At 51.3% G+C, this 18,145-nt stretch carries 17 protein-coding genes and 1 tRNA gene; 11 read left to right on the forward strand and 7 right to left on the reverse strand.

The annotated features are described in order from the left end of the window. Positions 1–526: 526 nt before the first annotated feature. The 3 genes from BD749_RS15435 to BD749_RS15445 all read left to right on the forward strand — a co-directional run bounded on the left by BD749_RS15435 (position 527) and on the right by BD749_RS15445 (position 2,696). Positions 527–1,327 (forward strand): SDR family NAD(P)-dependent oxidoreductase, encoded by an 801-nt coding sequence (locus BD749_RS15435; RefSeq protein WP_101445976.1) that lies wholly within the window; start codon positions 527–529, stop codon positions 1,325–1,327. Between the two features lie 145 nt (positions 1,328–1,472). Continuing rightward, positions 1,473–2,141, forward strand: coding sequence for a hypothetical protein (locus BD749_RS15440; protein ID WP_101445977.1), 669 nt, complete (start codon positions 1,473–1,475; stop codon positions 2,139–2,141). Between the two features lie 123 nt (positions 2,142–2,264). Continuing rightward, positions 2,265–2,696 (forward strand): hypothetical protein, encoded by a 432-nt coding sequence (locus BD749_RS15445; RefSeq protein WP_101445978.1) that lies wholly within the window; start codon positions 2,265–2,267, stop codon positions 2,694–2,696. A gap of 205 nt (positions 2,697–2,901) precedes the next feature. Here the strand turns inward: BD749_RS15445 and BD749_RS15450 are convergent, their stop codons facing one another. Continuing rightward, positions 2,902–3,249: an MGMT family protein gene (locus tag BD749_RS15450; protein WP_245869289.1), complete on the reverse strand. Its 348-nt coding sequence runs from the start codon at positions 3,247–3,249 to the stop codon at positions 2,902–2,904. A 204-nt stretch (positions 3,250–3,453) separates the two neighbouring features. Here BD749_RS15450 and BD749_RS15455 point away from each other — a divergent pair, with 204 nt between their 5' ends. The 4 genes from BD749_RS15455 to BD749_RS15470 all read left to right on the forward strand — a co-directional run bounded on the left by BD749_RS15455 (position 3,454) and on the right by BD749_RS15470 (position 10,498). Then, positions 3,454–4,542 carry an efflux RND transporter periplasmic adaptor subunit gene (locus BD749_RS15455; protein WP_101445980.1) on the forward strand — a complete coding sequence of 363 codons (1,089 nt, stop codon included), beginning with the start codon at positions 3,454–3,456 and terminating at the stop codon, positions 4,540–4,542. An 82-nt stretch (positions 4,543–4,624) separates the two neighbouring features. After that, on the forward strand, positions 4,625–7,735 hold the full coding sequence (locus tag BD749_RS15460) for an efflux RND transporter permease subunit (protein WP_101445982.1): 3,111 nt from the start codon (positions 4,625–4,627) through the stop codon (positions 7,733–7,735). 53 nt (positions 7,736–7,788) lie between these two features. Further along, complete coding sequence (locus BD749_RS15465) at positions 7,789–9,126, forward strand: TolC family protein (RefSeq protein WP_101445984.1); 1,338 nt, start codon at positions 7,789–7,791, stop codon at positions 9,124–9,126. A gap of 112 nt (positions 9,127–9,238) precedes the next feature. Continuing rightward, the gene (locus BD749_RS15470; RefSeq protein ID WP_101445986.1) at positions 9,239–10,498 is read left to right on the forward strand and encodes an MgtC/SapB family protein; all 1,260 of its coding nucleotides are present in this window, start codon (positions 9,239–9,241) and stop codon (positions 10,496–10,498) included. Positions 10,499–10,523: 25 nt separating this feature from the next. On the opposite strand, the gene BD749_RS15475 is transcribed toward BD749_RS15470, so the two are convergent. Both BD749_RS15475 and BD749_RS15480 read right to left on the reverse strand, forming a co-directional pair. Next, positions 10,524–11,597 (reverse strand): bifunctional 3-deoxy-7-phosphoheptulonate synthase/chorismate mutase type II, encoded by a 1,074-nt coding sequence (locus BD749_RS15475; protein ID WP_101445988.1) that lies wholly within the window; start codon positions 11,595–11,597, stop codon positions 10,524–10,526. 204 nt (positions 11,598–11,801) lie between these two features. Continuing rightward, positions 11,802–12,635 (reverse strand): prephenate dehydratase, encoded by an 834-nt coding sequence (locus tag BD749_RS15480; RefSeq protein WP_101445991.1) that lies wholly within the window; start codon positions 12,633–12,635, stop codon positions 11,802–11,804. 481 nt (positions 12,636–13,116) lie between these two features. Between BD749_RS15480 and BD749_RS15485 the strand changes: the two genes are divergently transcribed. The 4 genes from BD749_RS15485 to BD749_RS15500 all read left to right on the forward strand — a co-directional run bounded on the left by BD749_RS15485 (position 13,117) and on the right by BD749_RS15500 (position 14,989). After that, on the forward strand, positions 13,117–13,308 hold the full coding sequence (locus tag BD749_RS15485) for a cold-shock protein (RefSeq protein WP_101445993.1): 192 nt from the start codon (positions 13,117–13,119) through the stop codon (positions 13,306–13,308). Positions 13,309–13,446: 138 nt separating this feature from the next. Next, on the forward strand, positions 13,447–13,674 hold the full coding sequence (locus BD749_RS15490) for a hypothetical protein (protein ID WP_101445995.1): 228 nt from the start codon (positions 13,447–13,449) through the stop codon (positions 13,672–13,674). A 51-nt stretch (positions 13,675–13,725) separates the two neighbouring features. Next, complete coding sequence (locus tag BD749_RS15495) at positions 13,726–14,181, forward strand: cold-shock protein (RefSeq protein ID WP_101445997.1); 456 nt, start codon at positions 13,726–13,728, stop codon at positions 14,179–14,181. A gap of 199 nt (positions 14,182–14,380) precedes the next feature. Continuing rightward, positions 14,381–14,989, forward strand: a complete 609-nt coding sequence (locus BD749_RS15500; protein ID WP_101445999.1) for a TetR/AcrR family transcriptional regulator — start codon at positions 14,381–14,383, stop codon at positions 14,987–14,989. A 108-nt stretch (positions 14,990–15,097) separates the two neighbouring features. On the opposite strand, the gene BD749_RS15505 is transcribed toward BD749_RS15500, so the two are convergent. From BD749_RS15505 to mltG, 4 genes are all read right to left on the reverse strand, one after another. After that, positions 15,098–15,182, reverse strand: a tRNA-Ser gene (locus BD749_RS15505). Positions 15,183–15,356: 174 nt separating this feature from the next. Then, complete coding sequence (locus tag BD749_RS15510; protein WP_101446001.1) at positions 15,357–16,331, reverse strand: YihY/virulence factor BrkB family protein; 975 nt, start codon at positions 16,329–16,331, stop codon at positions 15,357–15,359. Next, a complete protein-coding gene (locus BD749_RS15515) occupies positions 16,328–16,741 on the reverse strand; it encodes an acyl-CoA thioesterase (RefSeq protein ID WP_101446003.1) in 414 nt (137 codons plus the stop codon). Before BD749_RS15515 ends, BD749_RS15510 begins: the two co-directional genes overlap by 4 nt. Positions 16,742–16,885: 144 nt before the next feature. Then, positions 16,886–17,956 carry an endolytic transglycosylase MltG gene (gene mltG / locus BD749_RS15520; protein WP_245869291.1) on the reverse strand — a complete coding sequence of 357 codons (1,071 nt, stop codon included), beginning with the start codon at positions 17,954–17,956 and terminating at the stop codon, positions 16,886–16,888. Between the last annotated feature and the right edge of the window lie 189 nt (positions 17,957–18,145).

The following is an 18,145-nucleotide window of genomic DNA, read 5'->3' on the forward strand; positions in this document are numbered from 1 at the left end:
ACGTTTTCTGCGCATCAAGTCCTTAACCGACAGGCGCTTTTAGACGAGCAGCTATACCTGCCACCCGAAGTGCAGCCCCGGCGCCGTGTACAGCCTGCGGGGTGCTATACCTGCTGTAAGGGTACGCAAAACGGTCGCTTGTCTAAAATTCAAACTTGCTGCTATGGTGATGCTTATACTTGCATCACTATCGGGGAAGACAGAGCCTCTGTAGTGCTGCATAGACATTTTTTCTGTGATTTCTTAAAAAACCACTGCTGGCTGCGAGTATCGGAGCTCCACCATCAGTGATTTGTTAGAGTGGTAAAAGGCGCTGCCGTAATGGTGGTGCCTTTTTCTTTTTTAAGGCATACGGCCTATCAAAATTATCCATATATTCGTGTAGCACGATGCTCTTAGATAGTGCAAACACTTAGTCCCTCTTTGCATCACATTAACTATAGTGCAGATAGCAGAAGTAGATACTTCTGTTAGCAGGTGGCTGAGCCCGCAACTTGGAAACATTTTACTAACCAAAACACCCATCATGGCATATCCACAAGAAAACGTAGTATGGATAACGGGTGCTTCATCTGGCATTGGCAAAGCGATGGCCTTTGAGTGGGCAAGACTAGGCTATAAAGTAGTGCTTTCCGCCAGACGCAAAGAGCTACTGGATAAAGTGGCCAACGAGATCAGGCAATCCGGTGGCGAAGCAGTGGCGATACCCTGTGATATCATGGAAGAGTCTGCTATCGAAAATGCCGTCCAGCAAATTATAGCTGCTTGGGGGCGTTTGGATGTGGTGGTAGCGAATGCAGGCTTTGGCTTGTTTGGGAGCCTTGAAAAGCTGACAGCCAAAGATTGGAACAGACAACTTCAAGGCAATGTGATAGGCTTAGCCTTAACAGTTAAATATGCCCTGCCACATTTAAAGAAAAACAAGGGAAGAATTGGTTTAGTGGGCAGCGTAGGGGCATTTCTTCCTAGTCCTAATTTAGGCGCATACGGAGCTTCAAAGGCCGCTGTGCACTCTATCGGTCAGACATTGCAGGTTGAATTGATGGGCACAGGCGTGAGTTGCACCACGCTACACCCTGGATTTGTGGAGTCGGAAATTGCCAGAACGGACAATGACGGCGTTTGGCATCCTGAACGACCAGACCCACGTCCGGCAAACCTCATTTGGCCGACTGATAAAGCTGCAAAAGTCATGGTAAAGGCTATTTTGAATCGGAAACGGAATTATGTTTTCACTGCACACGGCAAAGCATTCGTATGGTTACAACGCTGGTCTCCTGGATTAATGCGGTTCATCATTTCAAAAAGCCCAAAGCCAGATTCCTGACTAGACAAACCTGCACATGCAACGACCGCTTTGTGTCAGGTGAGCTGTAGTGCTTAAATTCAAGTGACTAATCAAGTATATTCCATACTTCGGCTGAAGCCTCGCGAGTCGTATATACCATCACCGTTGGCAAAGATCACAAGCTATGAAGAAGGCAGCGTTCCCATTTGTTCTCCTAACGTTACTATTGGTAAGCGGCAGTGCGTTCGGACAGAGCCCGGAAGAAAAAATAAGACTTCATATTGCTCCCTTTAACTTCTTTGACCCGGTCACAGGGGTTCTGCAAGTCGGAGCCCAGAAGAATTTCAGTCAGCGATTCGCTTTGTCCCTGGACCACGGGTTTAGAATGCAAACCTTCCGTAAACTCTTATCGGATGGCGAAAGCGATAGAAAGAACTACAAATACTCTAAAACTAAAGCAGAGCTAAAATATTTTGTTGGAAAAGGCAACCCGGTTACTTCTTCATACCTGTCCATGGAGGCCATGTATTTCCCGCAGAGCTATAGAAAGGAGAATGCATACCTGATCAGAAACGAGCAGCATTATAGGTATACGACTTCGCAGATAGACAGGACGGTTTGGGTAACAAGCTTGAAGTACGGCATAGAGGTCAGGTTCAGCAGCTTTGTGCTCGACCATTTCTTCGGACTGGGCCTGAGGCGCCTTTCGATTGCCCACCAACCTTCCGATTTACAAGAGGCTGAATTTTATGAAGAAACCGATGTGTGGTTTCCGCCCCTTGATCGAAATGAAGGCGTCTTCTACCGTCCGCATGTAGCAATGGGGCTAAAAGTGGGGTACATTTTGAAATAATACTTTTACCAACAACATAGGTATAGCATTTTTTCCGACGCCATACCTATCCTGTTTTCTCAGAAGGTGATTGCCTACCTGAAAAAGTAAAATCTAACGCAATACAACAAAACCAACAGGTATATGAAACGACTTAACTTACTGCTCCTCCTGTTCCTGCCCTTTCTGTTTGCCTGCAAAGATGATTGCGAAGGTATAGACTGCTTGTCGGACGAGGCTTTTGCCTTCACCATAAAGTCTGCTGAAAACGGAGAGGACCTGCTGTTTGGCAACAACGCACAACTCGACCTGGATGACGTGGAGGTTTACTATATGCTAAACGGCACCAAACAGCCTGCTCAGTTTAAAGCTGAGGCCAATTACGTTGTAGTGACTTTGACTCCGGACGTAACGGCATATTACATTACCGCCCTGGACCAGACGGATACGATCAGGCTTGCCATTTCCAGTATCGGCCCATCCGAGTGCTGCCCACGGACTCAACAGGTAGAAGACCTCACCGTCAATAATAAGGCCCCGAACCAAGACAGCTGGGTGATCACGTTACAGCGGTAGATCAGGTAATTGCCCCACGTTTTACTGCCTAACAACTTTCCTGATCTTAAGTTTGCGCCTGTCTCTATACTGGTCGCGCATTATTGCATTATGGTACAACTCTATCAACGCCTCAAGATCATTAAAAGCGATTCAGGTATACTAGCAACTGTCTGCTGCCCCCGCAAGCACTATAATTCATCATTAGTGCGACCAACCCCTCAACTTACAAGAGCTCTTTGGCTGGGTCCCAAAACAGTTTCTCAAACTCCACCACCTGGTCGTTCTCTACCTTAATACCCTCCTGCTCCAGCCGCTCCTGCATGGCGTTGGAGGCTTCGAAGTGCTGCTTGCCCGTGAGCATACCTACCCTGTTCACGACACGGTGCGCAGGTATGGCGGCAAAGGGCTGCGACGCGATCAGGGCCCAGCCCACCATGCGGGCCGATCCTTTGGAGCCCAGGTAACTGGCAATGGCGCCATAGGAGGTCACACGGCCTTCGGGTATGAGCCTAACCACCTCATACACATCCTCAAAAAAGTTTTTCTTGTTGTCGCTCATGCCTTCCTTCATTTTCTTTTAAGCTTATTTTAAACCTCTGCAGCTGCCGTTTGTCTTACAATAGTATCAGTTGGTAGAGTTCATCTGCCACATGCTTTCTTATACCAAGGCAAGCATGTAAATTTAGTTGTTTTTTGCTGTTGTCTATACGTTAAATACAAATCGGAATTCTATACCTTTGAGGTTCAGATTACCAAATTCGAAGTTTAAATTTAAATGAACAAAACTGTCAAAACCATCCTTCTCCTGGTAGTCGCCGCCGTTGTGGGTTACCTGTTGTACAGCAAAGTGTTTACCGGAAGCGAAGAAGTGAAAGCAGCCGGGCCTACGGGCGGACCGATGGCCCAGAAAGTGGCCGTGGACGTGTTCGTGGTCTCTCCCACCGCTTTCCAGAACAAGATCACTTCCACCGGTTCCGTTATACCCAACGAGGATGTAGAGCTGCGCAGCGAAATATCCGGCCGCGTTACAGCCATCAACTTCAAAGAGGGCAGCCAGGTGAAGAAAGGACAGCTCCTGATGACAGTAAACGACGCCGACCTGCGCGCCCAACTGGCCAAGCTGCAATCGAACCAGAAGCTCTACCGCGAAATGGAGGAGCGCCAGCGCACCCTGCTGGAGAAAGAATACATCAGCCGCCAGGAGTACGACCAGGTGAGCAACCAGCTCGCCACTGCCACCGCCGACATACAGGCCCTGCGTGCCACCCTCGACAAAGCCTACGTGCGTGCGCCGTTTGATGGCGTGATCGGTCTGCGCCAGGTGAGCGAGGGTAGCTACGTGACCCCAACCACCCCTGTAGCCCGCATCGTGGACATCAGCCCCGTGAAAATCGACTTTTCTATACCTGGCCGCTACAGCCAGTCCGTGAAAGTGGGCGACAAAATCACCTTTACTTCAGAAGGAAGCGCAGATCGGTACGAGGCTACCATCTATGCCGTGCAGCCAAACATAGACCCGGCTACACGCACCCTGCAGCTTCGCGCGTTATATGACAACAAGAACCAGGAGATCAAACCAGGCGCATTCGTTCGGGTGGAGCTGAGTCTGGAGGACATGGACGAGGCCATCCTGATCCCGACCGAGTCTATCATACCAGAGGCAACGGGCCATAAGATCTTCCTGGCGAAGAGCGGCAAGGCCCAGCCTAAAATGGTGAAGATCGGCCAGCGCTCCGAGACTTTGATCCAGATCATCGAAGGCGTAGAGCCGGGTGACACCATCATCAGTTCAGGTATACTGCAGGCCCGTCCCGGCTCTGACCTGAATATCAGAAGAGTGACAACCTCGGGAGAGGCGCAATAAGGCCACAGGCTGTGCCGCATTTGTTGGGTAGGAGTATAATATAAGTCAGTTTCCGCCGGAGACTGTTTAGCATGAGCGATTTATGGCAAGTTTATCAGATATAAGTATCAAACGCCCGGTGCTCGCCATTGTGATGAGCATTACCATCATGGTGTTCGGGTTTATCGGCATCACGTACCTGGGCGTGCGCGAGTACCCAAGCGTTGACCCGCCCATCGTAAACGTTTCGACGAGCTACGCAGGCGCCAATGCCGAGACCATCGAATCCGAGATCACCGAGCCGCTCGAGGAATCGATCAACGGTATTGCAGGTATACGCACGCTTACATCGACCAGTAGCGAGGGCAGCAGCAACATTACGGTAGAATTTGGCCTGGACGTAGACCTGGAAGCAGCCGCAAACGACGTGCGCGACCGGGTGGCCAGGGCTCAGCGCCGCTTGCCAGAGGATGCCGAACCTCCCACTGTATCCAAAGCAGATGCCGACGCCAACCCGATCATCTTTTTAGGTATACGCAGCGAAACCCGCTCCCTGCTCGACCTGTCAGACATTGGCCAGAACGTGTTCAAAGAGCAGTTGCAGACGATCCCGGGCGTGAGTGCCATCAACATCTGGGGTGATAAGCGCTACTCCATGCGCCTCTGGATGGACCCTGACAAGCTTTCGGCTTTGCGGGTAACACCACTGGAAGTGCGCGATGCCCTGGCCCGTCAGAACGTTGAGCTGCCATCGGGTAGCATCGAAGGCGCCACCACGGAGCTCTCTGTCAGAACCATGGGCCGTATCTCCACACCAGAGGAATTCAATAACCTGATTGTAAGAGAGGATGCCAACAGACTGATCCGTTTCCGTGACATTGGCTATGCACAGCTGGCTCCTGAAAACGAAAAGACCGTGCTGCGTTATAACGGCATCCCGATGATCGGTGTCGTGATCATCCCGCAGCCGGGCACTAACCAGATCGAGATCGCCGACGAATTCTACCGACGACTGGAGTTCATCAAAAAAGATATACCCGAGGACCTGGAACTGACCATTGGCTTTGATAACTCGCAATATGTAAGAGACTCTATTGCCGAGGTGCAGGAAACCATCTTTGTTGCCTTTGGTCTGGTAGTGGTAGTAATCTTCCTGTTCCTGCGCGACTGGCGCTCCACTATCATCCCGATCGTGGCTATACCTGTCTCGCTGGTGGGTACTTTCTTCATCATGTACGTGATGGGCTTCTCTATTAACGTGCTGACGCTGCTGGGTATCGTGCTGGCCATCGGCCTGGTGGTGGATGATGCCATTGTGATGCTAGAGAACATCTACTCGCGGATAGAGGATGGGCAGGAACCAATGAAGGCAGCCAAGAAAGGGGCCAGTGAGATTTACTTTGCCATTATCTCCACTACCGTTGCCCTCGCGGCCGTGTTCATGCCGGTTGCCTTCCTCGAAGACACGACCGGCCGACTTTTCCGGGAATTTGGTATTGTGGTGGCAGGCTCTGTGATCATCTCCTCGTTCGTATCGCTCACACTCACACCGATGATGTCGTCACGGATGCTGAAGCAGCGTGAGCAGCCGAACTGGTTCTACCGCAAAACAGAGCCGTTTTTCACCTCCCTCACCAATATCTACAGAAATAGCCTCAACAGTTTCCTTGCTTACCGTTGGGTAGCTTTCGTGCTGATCATTTTATCTGCCGGCATTATCTGGTGGCAGTTCTCAACGCTGCAATCAGAACTGACTCCGGAGGAAGACCGAAGCGGGCTTCGCATACAGACAACTGGTCCGGAAGGAGCCTCTTTCGAGTTTATGGACCGCTACATGAACGAACTGTCAGCGCTGGTAAATGACTCGGTGCAGGGCATCAGCAGCATGACGACCATGACGCGTAACTCCAACTCGGGCTTCATTCGTTTGCGCCTGGTAGACCCGTCTGAGCGGGACCTGACACAACAGCAGATTGTGGAGCAGCTCCCTGCCCTGCTTAACCAGGTGCCTGGCGCCCGTGCCTTTGCCGCCGGCGACAAAGGCCTGGGGGGTGGCCGTGGTGCCGGTCAGCCAGTGCAGTATGTGGTGCAGGCGCAAAGTATGGCAAAACTACGCGAGATCATCCCTCCTTTCCTGGATGCAGCCCGCCAGGACCCGGCTTTCAACTTCGTGGATGTTAACCTCAAGTTCAACAAACCGGAACTGCGTGTGGAGATCGACCGTGAGAAAGCCCTGTCGATGGGTGTGAGTGTGCGGGACGTGGCCCAGACCATGCAGCTTGGACTGAGCGGTCAGCGCTTCGGTTACTTTGTGCGCGGCGGTAAGCAGTACCAGATTCTGGGACAGGTGGCCCGCGAAAATCGCAGCCAGCCACTTGACCTGCGCACCCTCTATGTTAAAAACAATGCTGGCGAGCTGATACAGCTGGACAACCTGGTTGAGTTGAAAGAAGAAAGCTCTTCGCCTCAGATCTACCGCTTCAACCGTTTTGCTGCCGCTACCTTCAGTGCCACGCTCAACAAGGGCTACACCATCGGCAATGGTATTGAGGCCATGGACGTTATCGCGAAAGACGTTTTGGATGAAACTTTCCAGACATCGCTTACCGGGCAGTCCAGAGACTTCCAGGAGAGCTCGGGCAGTTTGATGTTCGCCTTCCTGCTGGCGCTTGGTTTGATCTACCTGGCCCTGGCTGCCCAGTTCGAAAGCTTCCGCGACCCAATTATCATCATGTTCACGGTGCCGCTGGCCCTGGCAGGTGCACTGCTTAGCTTGTGGTTCTATGACCAGACGCTCAACATCTTCAGCCAGATCGGTATGATCATGCTGGTGGGTCTGGTGACCAAAAACGGTATCCTGCTGGTGGAATTCGCCAACCAGAAAAAAGAACAGGGCCTGAACAAGTTGGAAGCCGCCAGAGAAGCTGCCGTGTCGCGTTTCCGCCCGATCCTGATGACAAGTTTGTCGACTATATTAGGTACCCTCCCTATCGCGCTGGCGCTCGGCACCGGTTCCGAAAGCCGTGTTTCGATGGGTATAGCTGTAGTGGGTGGTCTAATCCTGGCCACAGGCCTTACGCTTTACATCATTCCGGCTATCTATTCTTACTTCTCGTCAGCAGAGGCCAACGTTGCCCTGATGCCCGATAAGGAAGAACAGCACATGGGTAAGCATGCACGCAAGCAGGAAAGGGAGCCTGCTTTAAGCAAATAGTATCTGAAATCTAATCTCTGACGCTAAGATTTAAAACTTTGCATTCTAAAATAATGTCTTCACTTAAAGTTGCAGCACTGTTCCTTCTGGGAGTAGTGCTGCTCTTCCCCAACAAGCTCGCCGCCCAGGAACAGCTGTCGCTACAAGATGCTATCCGGATAGGGCTTCAAAACAATTACGACATTCAGATTGCCGGCAGGCAGGAGGCCATTGCCGAGAACAACGTGACCCGTGGCAATGCTGGCTTTTTACCGAATGTGGAGGCGCGCGGTGGCCGTACTTTTAGTGAAAACAACTCCCGCCAGTCTTTCCAGACCGGGCCAGACCGTACCCGCAACGGCGCCAGTTCCAATAACCTGAACGGTAGCGTGAATTTGAACTGGACAATATTTGATGGCATGGGCATGTTCATCAACTATGAGCGCCTGAAGGCATTGGAAAAATCGGGTATGCTATTCACCCGGGAAACCGTGCAGAACACGCTCGCCAACATTTTCGACAATTACTTTGAAGTGGTGCGCCAGTCCAAAAAAATGCAGGCCATTGAAGACGCCATCGCCATTTCGCAGGCCCGCGTAGACATTGCCCAGGCACAATACGAGGTGGGTGTAAGTGCCAAAGTAGAGATTCTGCGTGCGCAGGTAGACTTCAACACCGACCGTTCGGAGCTGCTGGTGCAACAGGAGGCGCTGCAGAATGCCAAGATCAACCTGAACCAATTGCTCAGCCGCGACCCGAATATAGACTTCGTTACGACCGACTCCATTGTCGTAGACCCTAACATGAACTATGGGAATGCCGGGGATGGCATGCTGGCCAACAACCCCCTGCTGGAGCGCCTCAGACTCAACCAGGAGATTGCCAGCCTGGATATAAAAGCCGTTCGGGCCAGCCGCTTTCCGGTGATCGGCGTGGTGGGAGCCTACAACTTCAACCGCTCAGAAAACGAGCCACTGAACGAGTTCTCGCCTCTGTTTAACCAGAACCGTGGGTATAACTACGGCCTAAGTGTGAGCCTGCCTATTTTCAACGGGCTCAATACCAACCGACTGGCTCAGAATGCGCGCATCAACCTGGAGTCTGCCAATCTGGAGTATAAGCGCCAGCAGAACTTGCTTGACGCCGCCCTTGCCAGAGCCTACAGCCAGTACACCAACCGCATCCAGCTGCTTCGACTGGAGGAGACCAACCTGACTCTGGCCCAGGAGAACGCCGCCATTGCCCTGGAGCGTTACCGGTTGGGGCTTTTGACGGCCATTGAGCTGCGGGAGGCACAGCGAAACCAACTGGTGGCAGAAAACCGCCTCATCGATATTCAATTTCAGGCCAAAGCCGCCGAAACAGAGCTTAAGCGCATTAGCAGCACGCTGCTACAGGAAGAAGTAGAGTAAGGATAACCTTTCCCCTATATTGTCCTTGTCAGATAAAAGTATAGCTATGGCTATACTTTTATCATTTAGGGCTGTATCTTAGCATCATACCTTTCGCCTTTACGACGCCTGCATGGAACAGGAACTCTTCCAGCTACTTGCTATATCACTGGGACTAGGCCTGCTGGTGGGCCTGCAACGACAGCACGACAACGCGCAGATCGCCGGCATTCGCACGTTCCCGCTTATCACGCTTTTTGGATCACTGACTGCCCTGATGGCCCGTGAACTGGGTGGCTGGATAGTGGGGGCTGGCCTGATCGCTACTGCAGCCATTGTAGTGGCGGCCAACCTCATGAAAAAGAAGGAGCCTATACCTGATATTGGCCAAACCACGGAAGCAGCACTCCTGCTTATGTATGCCATTGGAGCCTACCTGGTGCTTGGCAGCGTTACCGTGGCGGTTGCACTGGGTGCTACAGTAGCCGTTCTCCTGCACCTTAAGGCCACACTGCACCGCATCGTTTCGCGCATTGGGCAGCAAGACCTGACTGCCATCATGCAGTTTGTGGTTATCTCCCTGGTTATACTTCCTGTACTCCCCGACAAAGCTTACGGCCCTTACCAGGTGCTCAACCCGAGCAACATCTGGTTGATGGTGGTGCTGATTGTAGGTATAGGGCTGCTAGGCTATTTTGTGTACAAGATCTTCGGCAACAGGGCCGGTACATTTTTGGGTGGCGTGTTGGGTGGCCTAATTTCGAGCACAGCCACCACAGTAAGCTATGCCCGCCGAACCAAGCAGTCCCTGGGCAGCAGCCAGCTGGCCGCCATTGTGATCTTTATCGCCTCGACCGTGGCCTTTTTCAGAATCCTGGTCGAGATCCTGATCGTGGCGCCAGGGGTGATGCCCCAGGTGGCCCCTCCCCTGCTGGCAGTGGTTGGGTTGATGGTGGTGACGGGTCTGATCGCCTACTTTGCCAACAAAGAGGAAAGCGACCACATGCCGGAGCAGGAAAACCCGGCTCAGTTGAAGGCCGCCCTGGTCTTCGGTGCCATCTATGGACTCGTTATTTTGGGCACGGCCGCAGCCAAAGACTACCTCGGCGATAGCGGCCTGTACATAGTCGCCATTATTTCAGGACTTACTGATGTAGACGCCATTACGCTCTCTACTTCCCGGCTAATGAACATGGGCAATCTTTCGCCTGACAGTGGCTGGCGCGTGATTCTGGTCGCGGCGCTCTCCAATGTTGCCTTTAAGGGGGCACTGGTTGGCTTTTTAGGAAACAAGGACCTGCTTGCCAAGATCTCACTCTTATTCGGCATAGTGTTGCTCGGCGGGCTCCTGGTGCTCTGGTGGTGGCCGGAAGGCTATACCTTGCAGGTATAAGCCAGTGCCATAGCTTAACCATGCTCTACGACACACGCTGTAGCAGCCCCTGCTGCTTACGAACCGACTCCTGGTGGATGTGGTCGAACAGCTGCGTAACGAATTCCTTGTCCAGATTCCTGCAAAGGGCATGACGGCTGTGTTTGTCAAGTAGCTCTGCCCATCTCTCCTCCTGCAATACAGCAAGGCCATGTGCCATTTTGTACTGACCTATTTCGGCGGCAACCTGCATCCGGTAGCTCAGCAGCTCGATCAGCTGTTCGTCAATGTAGTCTATGGAATGGCGCATGTGGCCCAGTTCTGCTGCCGTATTGGTTGGCAGGCCAGAGTGGCTAGCCTTTAGCTTTGTCAGCATTTCTTTTAATGCCTGGGGTGTGATTTGCTGGGCTGCATCGCTCCAGGCGGTCTCAGGCTGTAAGTGCGTTTCTATCATCAGGCCATCCATGTCGCGTGCCAATGCCGCCTCGGCTATACCTGCCAGCAGGTGACGGTTCCCGGCAATATGGCTGGGGTCATTGATCAGCACCAGTTCCGGACGCATTTTCTTCAGCGTCATGGGCATGTCCCATGCTGGGTTGTTGCGGTACACAGATGTGCCGAGCGGTGAAATGCCGCGGTGTATTGCGCTCACCTGCTGTATACCTGCCTGCTCCAACCTTTCTATCGCTCCCAGCCAAAGGTTCACGTCCGGATTAACGGGGTTTTTGACCATCACAGGTATAGCTACCCCTTTTAGGGCATCTGCGATCTCTTGAACGGCAAAGGGGTTGGCCGTCGTGCGGGCTCCAACCCAGAGCGCATCAATGCCGTGCTGCAGGCATTGCTCTACATGCGCCGCATTTGCTACTTCCGTTGCTACAGGCAATCCGATCTCCCGCTGCACCCGCTGCAGCCAGCCCAGCCCCGGCTGGCCAACCCCTTCGAAGGACCCGGGACGCGTTCTCGGCTTCCAGATGCCCGCCCTGAAGATTGTCACCCCCACATCTTTTAGCTGATGGGCTGTAGCCAGTACCTGCTCTTCCGTTTCAGCGCTGCACGGACCGGCTATAATAAGTGGCTGTGATTGTTTGGTTATGGATAAAATTGATTTCGTGTTCATATTCGTTTAAGCTAATGTTCCTCTTGATTTAATTTCTGCGCAACCTCTCCCTGAAGATTATGCTATACCTGCTTCCGAACTCCATTTTCTAGGCTGCTGGTTAACTCACTTCGATCAAACAAGCTGGCTTTTGGTAATTGGTTGCAGCAGTCAAAGCTGCGCGGCTTGCTGGCAGTTACAGCAGTTAGATTTCTGGTGAGATGTTCACCGCTGATGATCTTGGCAGGTATAGGCTGTGTATTTCCCAAGCAGTCCGACAGATTCAGCCAGGCTTTCCAGACCCGATAGCACTGCTTGCAATTGCTCTTGTTCCTCATAAAGCAGGTCCAGGTAATAGCGGTAGTGCCAGGGTCGGCCAGGTATAGCCACTGATTCGATTTTAGATACATGGGCGCGCCGTTCCTGCAGCAGGGTCATGGCCTTTGTAAAAACCTCCGGACTAGGCGGCAGCACCAGACTGAGGGTTGCCTTGTTACACGAGGCAACCTGTTGCGGCTGCCTGTCCAGTACCAGAAAGCGGGTGTAATTTTCTTTGTCTCCTTCGAGGCCCTCTCCGAGCACGATCAGGCCATTTTGGGCAATGGCCAGGGCGCTGCCGATAGCTGCCTGCTCTCTGCAGCCCGCTTCGGCCACATTCCGGATACTCAGCGCCGTGTCCTCCGCCTCGATCAGTTCTACCTCGGGGTAGGCATCGAAAAAGGGGCGGCACTGGTTCAGGGCCATGTAGTGCGAGTATACCTTGCGGATGCCCTGGAGCGAGGATCCGGGCACACCACCCAGGTGCTGCCGGATACGCATGATCACTTCTCCGCTTATCCAGAGCCGCTGTTCCCGTATCAGGTCCAGGTTGTGCTGTATGGTACCTGCTATGGTGTTCTCTACAGCCATGATTCCCTTGTCAGCCAACCCGGTGGCAACAGCTGCGGCCAGCTCCGGGAAGGTGAGGCAGGGCACTATTTCTATGCGTTGGTCCTGGAAGTAGAGTTGGGCTGCGGCTTCATGAAACGCGCCTGCTATACCTTGAATTGCTATTCTCATACTGGTCAAAAAAAACGCCCCGAAGCAAGACTCCGGGGCGCTGGTGATACATTATAAAAAAGTATAATCAATACAGCCCCGGGCATTTACCAAAAAAGTAAAAGCTAAAACCAAAGCCGTAAATAAAATTTTGCTGTGTAGGATACATAGGTCCTGCTGGTTTAAAATAAAAAAGGCCCCGCTTGGTGCGGGGCCTCTATAGGTTCATATATACCTCTTCCCGCTTTAGTCCCCGAGAGGAAAAAAGTAAAAAAAGAAGGTATAAGATGGTTGTTGCTTGTTCATTTCAGCTGCCAATATAGAGACTTTTTACAAAACATCAATTTATTTTCAATTTTTTCTTGCAGAGGCAGCTTATCTTAAATATTTAAAAAACCGGAACGGACTTCGGAATTGTAAAATTTTAATCGTACATTGTAAAAAAATAAATGAACCTATATACTCTCTATTATGTAGTTAGTATATAATTAAAAAACACAGAATGAATAACGGAACAGTAAAATTCTTTAATGACCTGAAAGGTTTCGGTTTTATTAAAGAAGACAACACAGATCAGGAGTACTTTGTACACGTGACTGGCCTGGTACACGAAATCCAGGAAAACGACAAAGTGACTTTTGAGCTGCAAGAAGGAAGAAAAGGACTGAACGCGGTTAATGTTAAGCGTGCTTAGTTTTCAGATATAAGTCATTCCGAAAAAAGCCTTGCCTGCGGGTGAGGCTTTTTTTAATGTTGATGGGCATGTTTTCGCCCTGCTCCCCCGTTATTAGTAATGCCGCCCTGGCAATGTTTCACCTAACTCCTCCCTACGATGAATAGAAAATACCTGGTAGACACTACCACCCGCGAGTACATCTGCGTAGCCCTCCAGAAAGGACAGGATTGGACCCCAAACAATCAGGATTCCCTCCCAAAGTTCATGAACTCCCGTACAAATAAAGACCAACCCGATTTTGAGCTTGTGACCGGCGAGTACAACGACAATACGTTTTTTGAGAAGTGGATTCGCAACGGCACTAACTTCCTGTTCAGGTACTAACAACCCTGCACTCTGCATACCATCATTTTATTAGATCATTTAACAGCATATATGGGTAGATCACAAGAAACCTTCAGCAAAAAAGAAAAAGAGAAGAAGAAACTTAAGAAGAGACAAGACAAAGAACAGAAGCGCGAGGAGCGCAAAGCCAATTCCGACAAAGGAAAAGACGTAGAGGAGATGTTCGCCTATGTGGACGAGTTCGGCAACATCACCGATACGCCTCCAGACCCTACGAAAAAGAAGAAAGACATTAAGCTGGAGGACATCCAGATCGGTGTAAGCAAGCAAGCCGAGCTAGACCCGGCTGACCTGATCCACAAAGGAACGGTTTCTTTTTTCAACGAGTCGAAAGGCTATGGCTTTATTCAGGACCATGCAAGCCAGGAGCGCATCTTTGTGCATCAAAACGGGTTGGTGGATGCGATCAAGGAAAATGACCGGGTGACTTTTGAAGTCGAGAAAGGCCCCAAAGGATTGAACGCCGTTAACGTAAAACTCGCGTAAGCTTTAGAGCACCAAAAGCCTGTAGATACGGCACCTGACCGTTTGCCTACACTTAGGCGATATGCTACGATCTCCTGCATTTGTCAGTTCAATACTGACTGCAGGAGATTTTTTTATCGTATAAAGCTTCCCGGTCTCAGCTGTGCTGTTGTTACCTTTGCAGCCAGACCGGTGAACATGAAGCACGCACCCTACGAGTATGGATACGATTAACAGCCCCAAAGCCCTGATTCTGCAGGAAGCACAACAACAATTTTTCGATCAAGGTTATAGCAAAGTACTGATGGCCGACCTGGCCAAACAACTGGGCATGAGCAAAAAAACGCTCTACCAGTATTTTAGAGGAAAGGAAGAGTTGCTCCACGCGGTCATCAAGCACTACCTCGAAGAATTGCAGCATGATGTGGAGCACCTGCTCCAGCAGGAAGAGGCCGACTTTAACTACAAGGCGGAGCAGGTCTTTCGCACAGTTGGCCAGCGCTTCGCCCGCATAAACGGACAGCTGCTTAAAGACATCAGAAAACACACGCCCAAGACCTGGCAACTGCTGCAGCAGTACCGGACTGAGGCGGCCTTTAAGCGTTTTAAAACACTGTTGGAGGAAGGCAATCAGAAAGGCTTTATCCGCAAAGACGCCAACACCTCGTTGGCAGTGCTGCTGTATGCCAGTGCGCTGGAAAAGATCCTGGACCCGGAATTTATAAGCCAGGTACCGCCGGAACTAATGGAGACGATCGACTACACGCCCTCTGCCGTGTACGAGGGCTTGGCTAACCTGATTTTTCATGGTTTGCTGGAGAGGAAATAGCCGATGCTGAAAATAGCACCAAGACAGCTTTAGCACAGCAAGAATGCATAAAACAAAAAGCCCATCAATCGGTGATTGATGGGCTTTGCTCTTTGGTATCGCTACCAGCAGAGAGTGAGGGATTCGAACCCCCGGACCTGTTACAGTCAACGGTTTTCAAGACCGCCGCGTTCGACCACTCCGCCAACTCTCTGTAATTGAATCGAGCACAAAAGTATAGTGCCGCACTCAATTTTCAAAACTATACGCAATTATTTTTCACCGGTTCGGGCATTTAAGGTATAAGCCCCTGATTTAGAAGCGCAAAATTTTTCGCTTTATTGTTACTATACCTGTATACGGCTCGCTGTACCTACCCTTGCCTTTGCTAAGCTGCTGCCGAAGTGGCTTTCTCTGCGTTTTGTGCCGTCTTGCGGGTGAGGCGCTTGGTAACAGTGTCGATACTCACATTGATCTCAAAGCCCAGGATCAGGATCATCGACACAAAGTCCAGCCAGATCATGAGACCGATAAGAGCGCCGATGGACCCGTAGAACTTGTTGTAGGTGTCGAAGGCGCTGATGTAGAGCGAGAAGATGAGCGACACCATGAAGATCAGCACCGTGGCCACCACCGCGCCAGCCGAAAAGAAAGGCCACTTATCCTGTATGGCCGGCACGTAGTAATAGATGAGCGACGTTGCCAACAGGAAAAGCAATATAATCGCCACATACCGCAGTATCACGATCAGGGTATAGGTATAGCTTTCCGTCACTACCTCGTAGAAAACCAGCACATCTAGGATCCATTGCCCAAAGAAGATCGCAGCCACCGCCAGAAACAGAATTGATGAAAGTGTCACCGTGAGCACCGTGGCAATAACCCGCTTCTTCAGATAGGGCCGTTTATAAAAGGTGTGATACTTCTTATCAAAGGCATCCATCAGCGACATAATGCCATTGGTAGACAGGATCAGGGCAAACAGGAAACCGAAAGAAAGTAGTCCCCCGCGCGGCTTGTTCACGATGTCGTCGATGGTGCTGTAGGCCACGGTATACATCTCCTCCGGTAGTATCTCGCCCAGGAAGTTGAGGATGCTCTCGCCCAGGTCCAGCGACAGAATGCTGGGCATGTAAGGTATGAGCGTGAACAGGAAGATGATGGTCGGGAAGATGGCCAGCGTAAAGTTGAAGGCCATGTAGGAGGCCCGCTTGGTAATGGAATCCAGCCTGAGTTCGCCCAGCAGCACGTCAGCCACATCGTACACCGAAGATTGGCCGTTATTGAAACGCCACCGCTTCAGGAACACGATGAATTTGCGATACGCCCTGCGGCGCTTCAGGTATTGCTGGTTCAGCCTCATTCGCTATAGTATCCGTCCAACTTCTGGTGTATGAGTTCAGGTATAGCCGTCGGCCTCCCCGACTTCATATCGACAAACACCATGGTGGTTTCGCCCACGTTCAGCAGTGTCTGTTCTTCGTTATACACCTCGTACCCAAACTTTATACGCGAGCCGTGCGGCTTGTGCTTAAGCAGGAGCTTTACGGTTAGCAGATCGTCGTACTTGGCCGGGCGGATATACTTGCACTTAAGCTCCAGCACAGGCATCATCGTACCTGTCGCTTCCATCTCTTTGTAATGTATACCTAAGCGGCGAAATACTTCCGTGCGGGCCACTTCGTAATAAGCCGCATAGTTGCCATAATAGACGTAGCCCATCTGGTCGGTTTCGGCGTAACGCACACGTATCTGTACTTCGGATTCAAACATGTTGATTGCTTATTGTTGGTTGTTGATTGTTAATTGATGAAGGATGATTGCGGAGAGTATAGCGTAGTTAGCGCACTTGAGTTTCAGCGATGCTATACCTGCTCGAGATTAGAAAACAACAACCAGCAATTAACAATCAACAATTTACCTTAAAATATTCCGCTCCGTCAGGGCGCGCTGGTAGCGGCGGGCGTTAGCGATATGCTCAGCGTGCGTCACGGCGAAGCTGTGGTAGCCCGAGAAATCTTCTTTGGCACAGAAATAAATGTACTTGTGCTGTTCCGGGTTCAGAACTGCATCGATGCTGGAGATATCCGGCACGTTGATTGGGCCCGGAGGCAGACCGGCATAGCGGTAGGTGTTGTAAGGCGAGTCATGCTGCAGGTGCACGTTGAGCACGCGGCGGATGCTGAAGTCGCGCACCGCGTATACCACGGTTGGGTCGGCCTCCAGCTTCATACCTTTCTGCAGACGATTCAGGTATACGCCGGCTACACGCGGTTTCTCGTCGTTCTTGATCGTCTCGGCCTGCACAATAGAAGCCAGCGTGGACACTTCTTTCGGCGAGAGTCCCATCTTCTCGGCCTTAGCTTTGCGCTCGGCGGTCCAGAAGCGGTCGTACTCGGTCTTCATGCGCTGCATCAGTTCTGGTGCTGTTATGGTCCAGTATACCTCGTAGGTGTTTGGTATGAACATGCTCACCACCGTGGTCGTGTCGAAACCCAACGTCTGCAGATATTCCTGGTCGTTGAGCAGGCTGTCGATTTCTGCAGCAGAGGGCTCTACGGCAGCAGCCAGTTTTTCGGCCAATTGGCTGCGCAGCCTGATGTTGTTGAATGTGAGCTTGAGCGGCGACTGCTCACCCAGTCTCAACACACCTATGAGTTGGCGGTTGCCCCATCCGCTCTCGATCTTATACCTGCCGGGCTTCACCAGTTCGTCGTAATCCATGAGCTTGGCCATGAAACGGAGCGAAAGGCGGTCAATAATGGTGCCGGTAGCCTCTACTGAGTCGAGAGCCTGTTCGTATGTGGCGCCGGTGGGGATGTATACATAGGTGTCCTGCCCTTTGGTGTCTACGTTGGCCGTATACACGATCTGGTAGGCATAATAGGAAAAGCTCACAAACAGGAACAGCAGCAGCACAATGATGCCGGGTATCCACATGCTTTTCTCTTTCTTGACGCGTCTGCGCGGGGTGACTTCGTTAGCCATAGTGTAAATTAAAAAGTCCGGAAAAGAGTGTAAGGTACCGGACCTGATTAGTTTAGGCTACAAAAATAACACTAATCTTGCTTATGTGACTAATTTTGAGTCGGCAACTGTGTTAATCGCCTTATTTGACAAATGAGAGGGCTATACCTGCAACGGAGTGCGCTTTTATACAGTATGCCATACTTATTG

The organism is Pontibacter ramchanderi (genome assembly GCF_002846395.1).
GTDB classification, from domain to species: Bacteria; Bacteroidota; Bacteroidia; order Cytophagales; family Hymenobacteraceae; genus Pontibacter; species Pontibacter ramchanderi.

Excerpts from the sequence above, each read along its gene's own strand:
- BD749_RS15470 (WP_101445986.1), top strand. The coding sequence starts at position 9,239 with ATGGAACAGGAACTCTTCCAGCTACTTGCTATATCACTGGGACTAGGC.
- BD749_RS15480 (WP_101445991.1), bottom strand. The coding sequence starts at position 12,635 with ATGAGAATAGCAATTCAAGGTATAGCAGGCGCGTTTCATGAAGCCGCA.
- BD749_RS15445 (WP_101445978.1), top strand. The coding sequence starts at position 2,265 with ATGAAACGACTTAACTTACTGCTCCTCCTGTTCCTGCCCTTTCTGTTT.
- BD749_RS15475 (WP_101445988.1), bottom strand. The coding sequence starts at position 11,597 with ATGAACACGAAATCAATTTTATCCATAACCAAACAATCACAGCCACTT.
- BD749_RS15495 (WP_101445997.1), top strand. The coding sequence starts at position 13,726 with ATGGGTAGATCACAAGAAACCTTCAGCAAAAAAGAAAAAGAGAAGAAG.
- BD749_RS15465 (WP_101445984.1), top strand. The coding sequence starts at position 7,789 with ATGTCTTCACTTAAAGTTGCAGCACTGTTCCTTCTGGGAGTAGTGCTG.
- BD749_RS15455 (WP_101445980.1), top strand. The coding sequence starts at position 3,454 with ATGAACAAAACTGTCAAAACCATCCTTCTCCTGGTAGTCGCCGCCGTT.
- mltG (WP_245869291.1), bottom strand. The coding sequence starts at position 17,956 with ATGGCTAACGAAGTCACCCCGCGCAGACGCGTCAAGAAAGAGAAAAGC.
- BD749_RS15450 (WP_245869289.1), bottom strand. The coding sequence starts at position 3,249 with ATGAAGGAAGGCATGAGCGACAACAAGAAAAACTTTTTTGAGGATGTG.
- BD749_RS15460 (WP_101445982.1), top strand. The coding sequence starts at position 4,625 with ATGGCAAGTTTATCAGATATAAGTATCAAACGCCCGGTGCTCGCCATT.
- BD749_RS15440 (WP_101445977.1), top strand. The coding sequence starts at position 1,473 with ATGAAGAAGGCAGCGTTCCCATTTGTTCTCCTAACGTTACTATTGGTA.
- BD749_RS15485 (WP_101445993.1), top strand. The coding sequence starts at position 13,117 with ATGAATAACGGAACAGTAAAATTCTTTAATGACCTGAAAGGTTTCGGT.
- BD749_RS15435 (WP_101445976.1), top strand. The coding sequence starts at position 527 with ATGGCATATCCACAAGAAAACGTAGTATGGATAACGGGTGCTTCATCT.
- BD749_RS15490 (WP_101445995.1), top strand. The coding sequence starts at position 13,447 with ATGAATAGAAAATACCTGGTAGACACTACCACCCGCGAGTACATCTGC.
- BD749_RS15510 (WP_101446001.1), bottom strand. The coding sequence starts at position 16,331 with ATGAGGCTGAACCAGCAATACCTGAAGCGCCGCAGGGCGTATCGCAAA.
- BD749_RS15500 (WP_101445999.1), top strand. The coding sequence starts at position 14,381 with ATGGATACGATTAACAGCCCCAAAGCCCTGATTCTGCAGGAAGCACAA.
- BD749_RS15515 (WP_101446003.1), bottom strand. The coding sequence starts at position 16,741 with ATGTTTGAATCCGAAGTACAGATACGTGTGCGTTACGCCGAAACCGAC.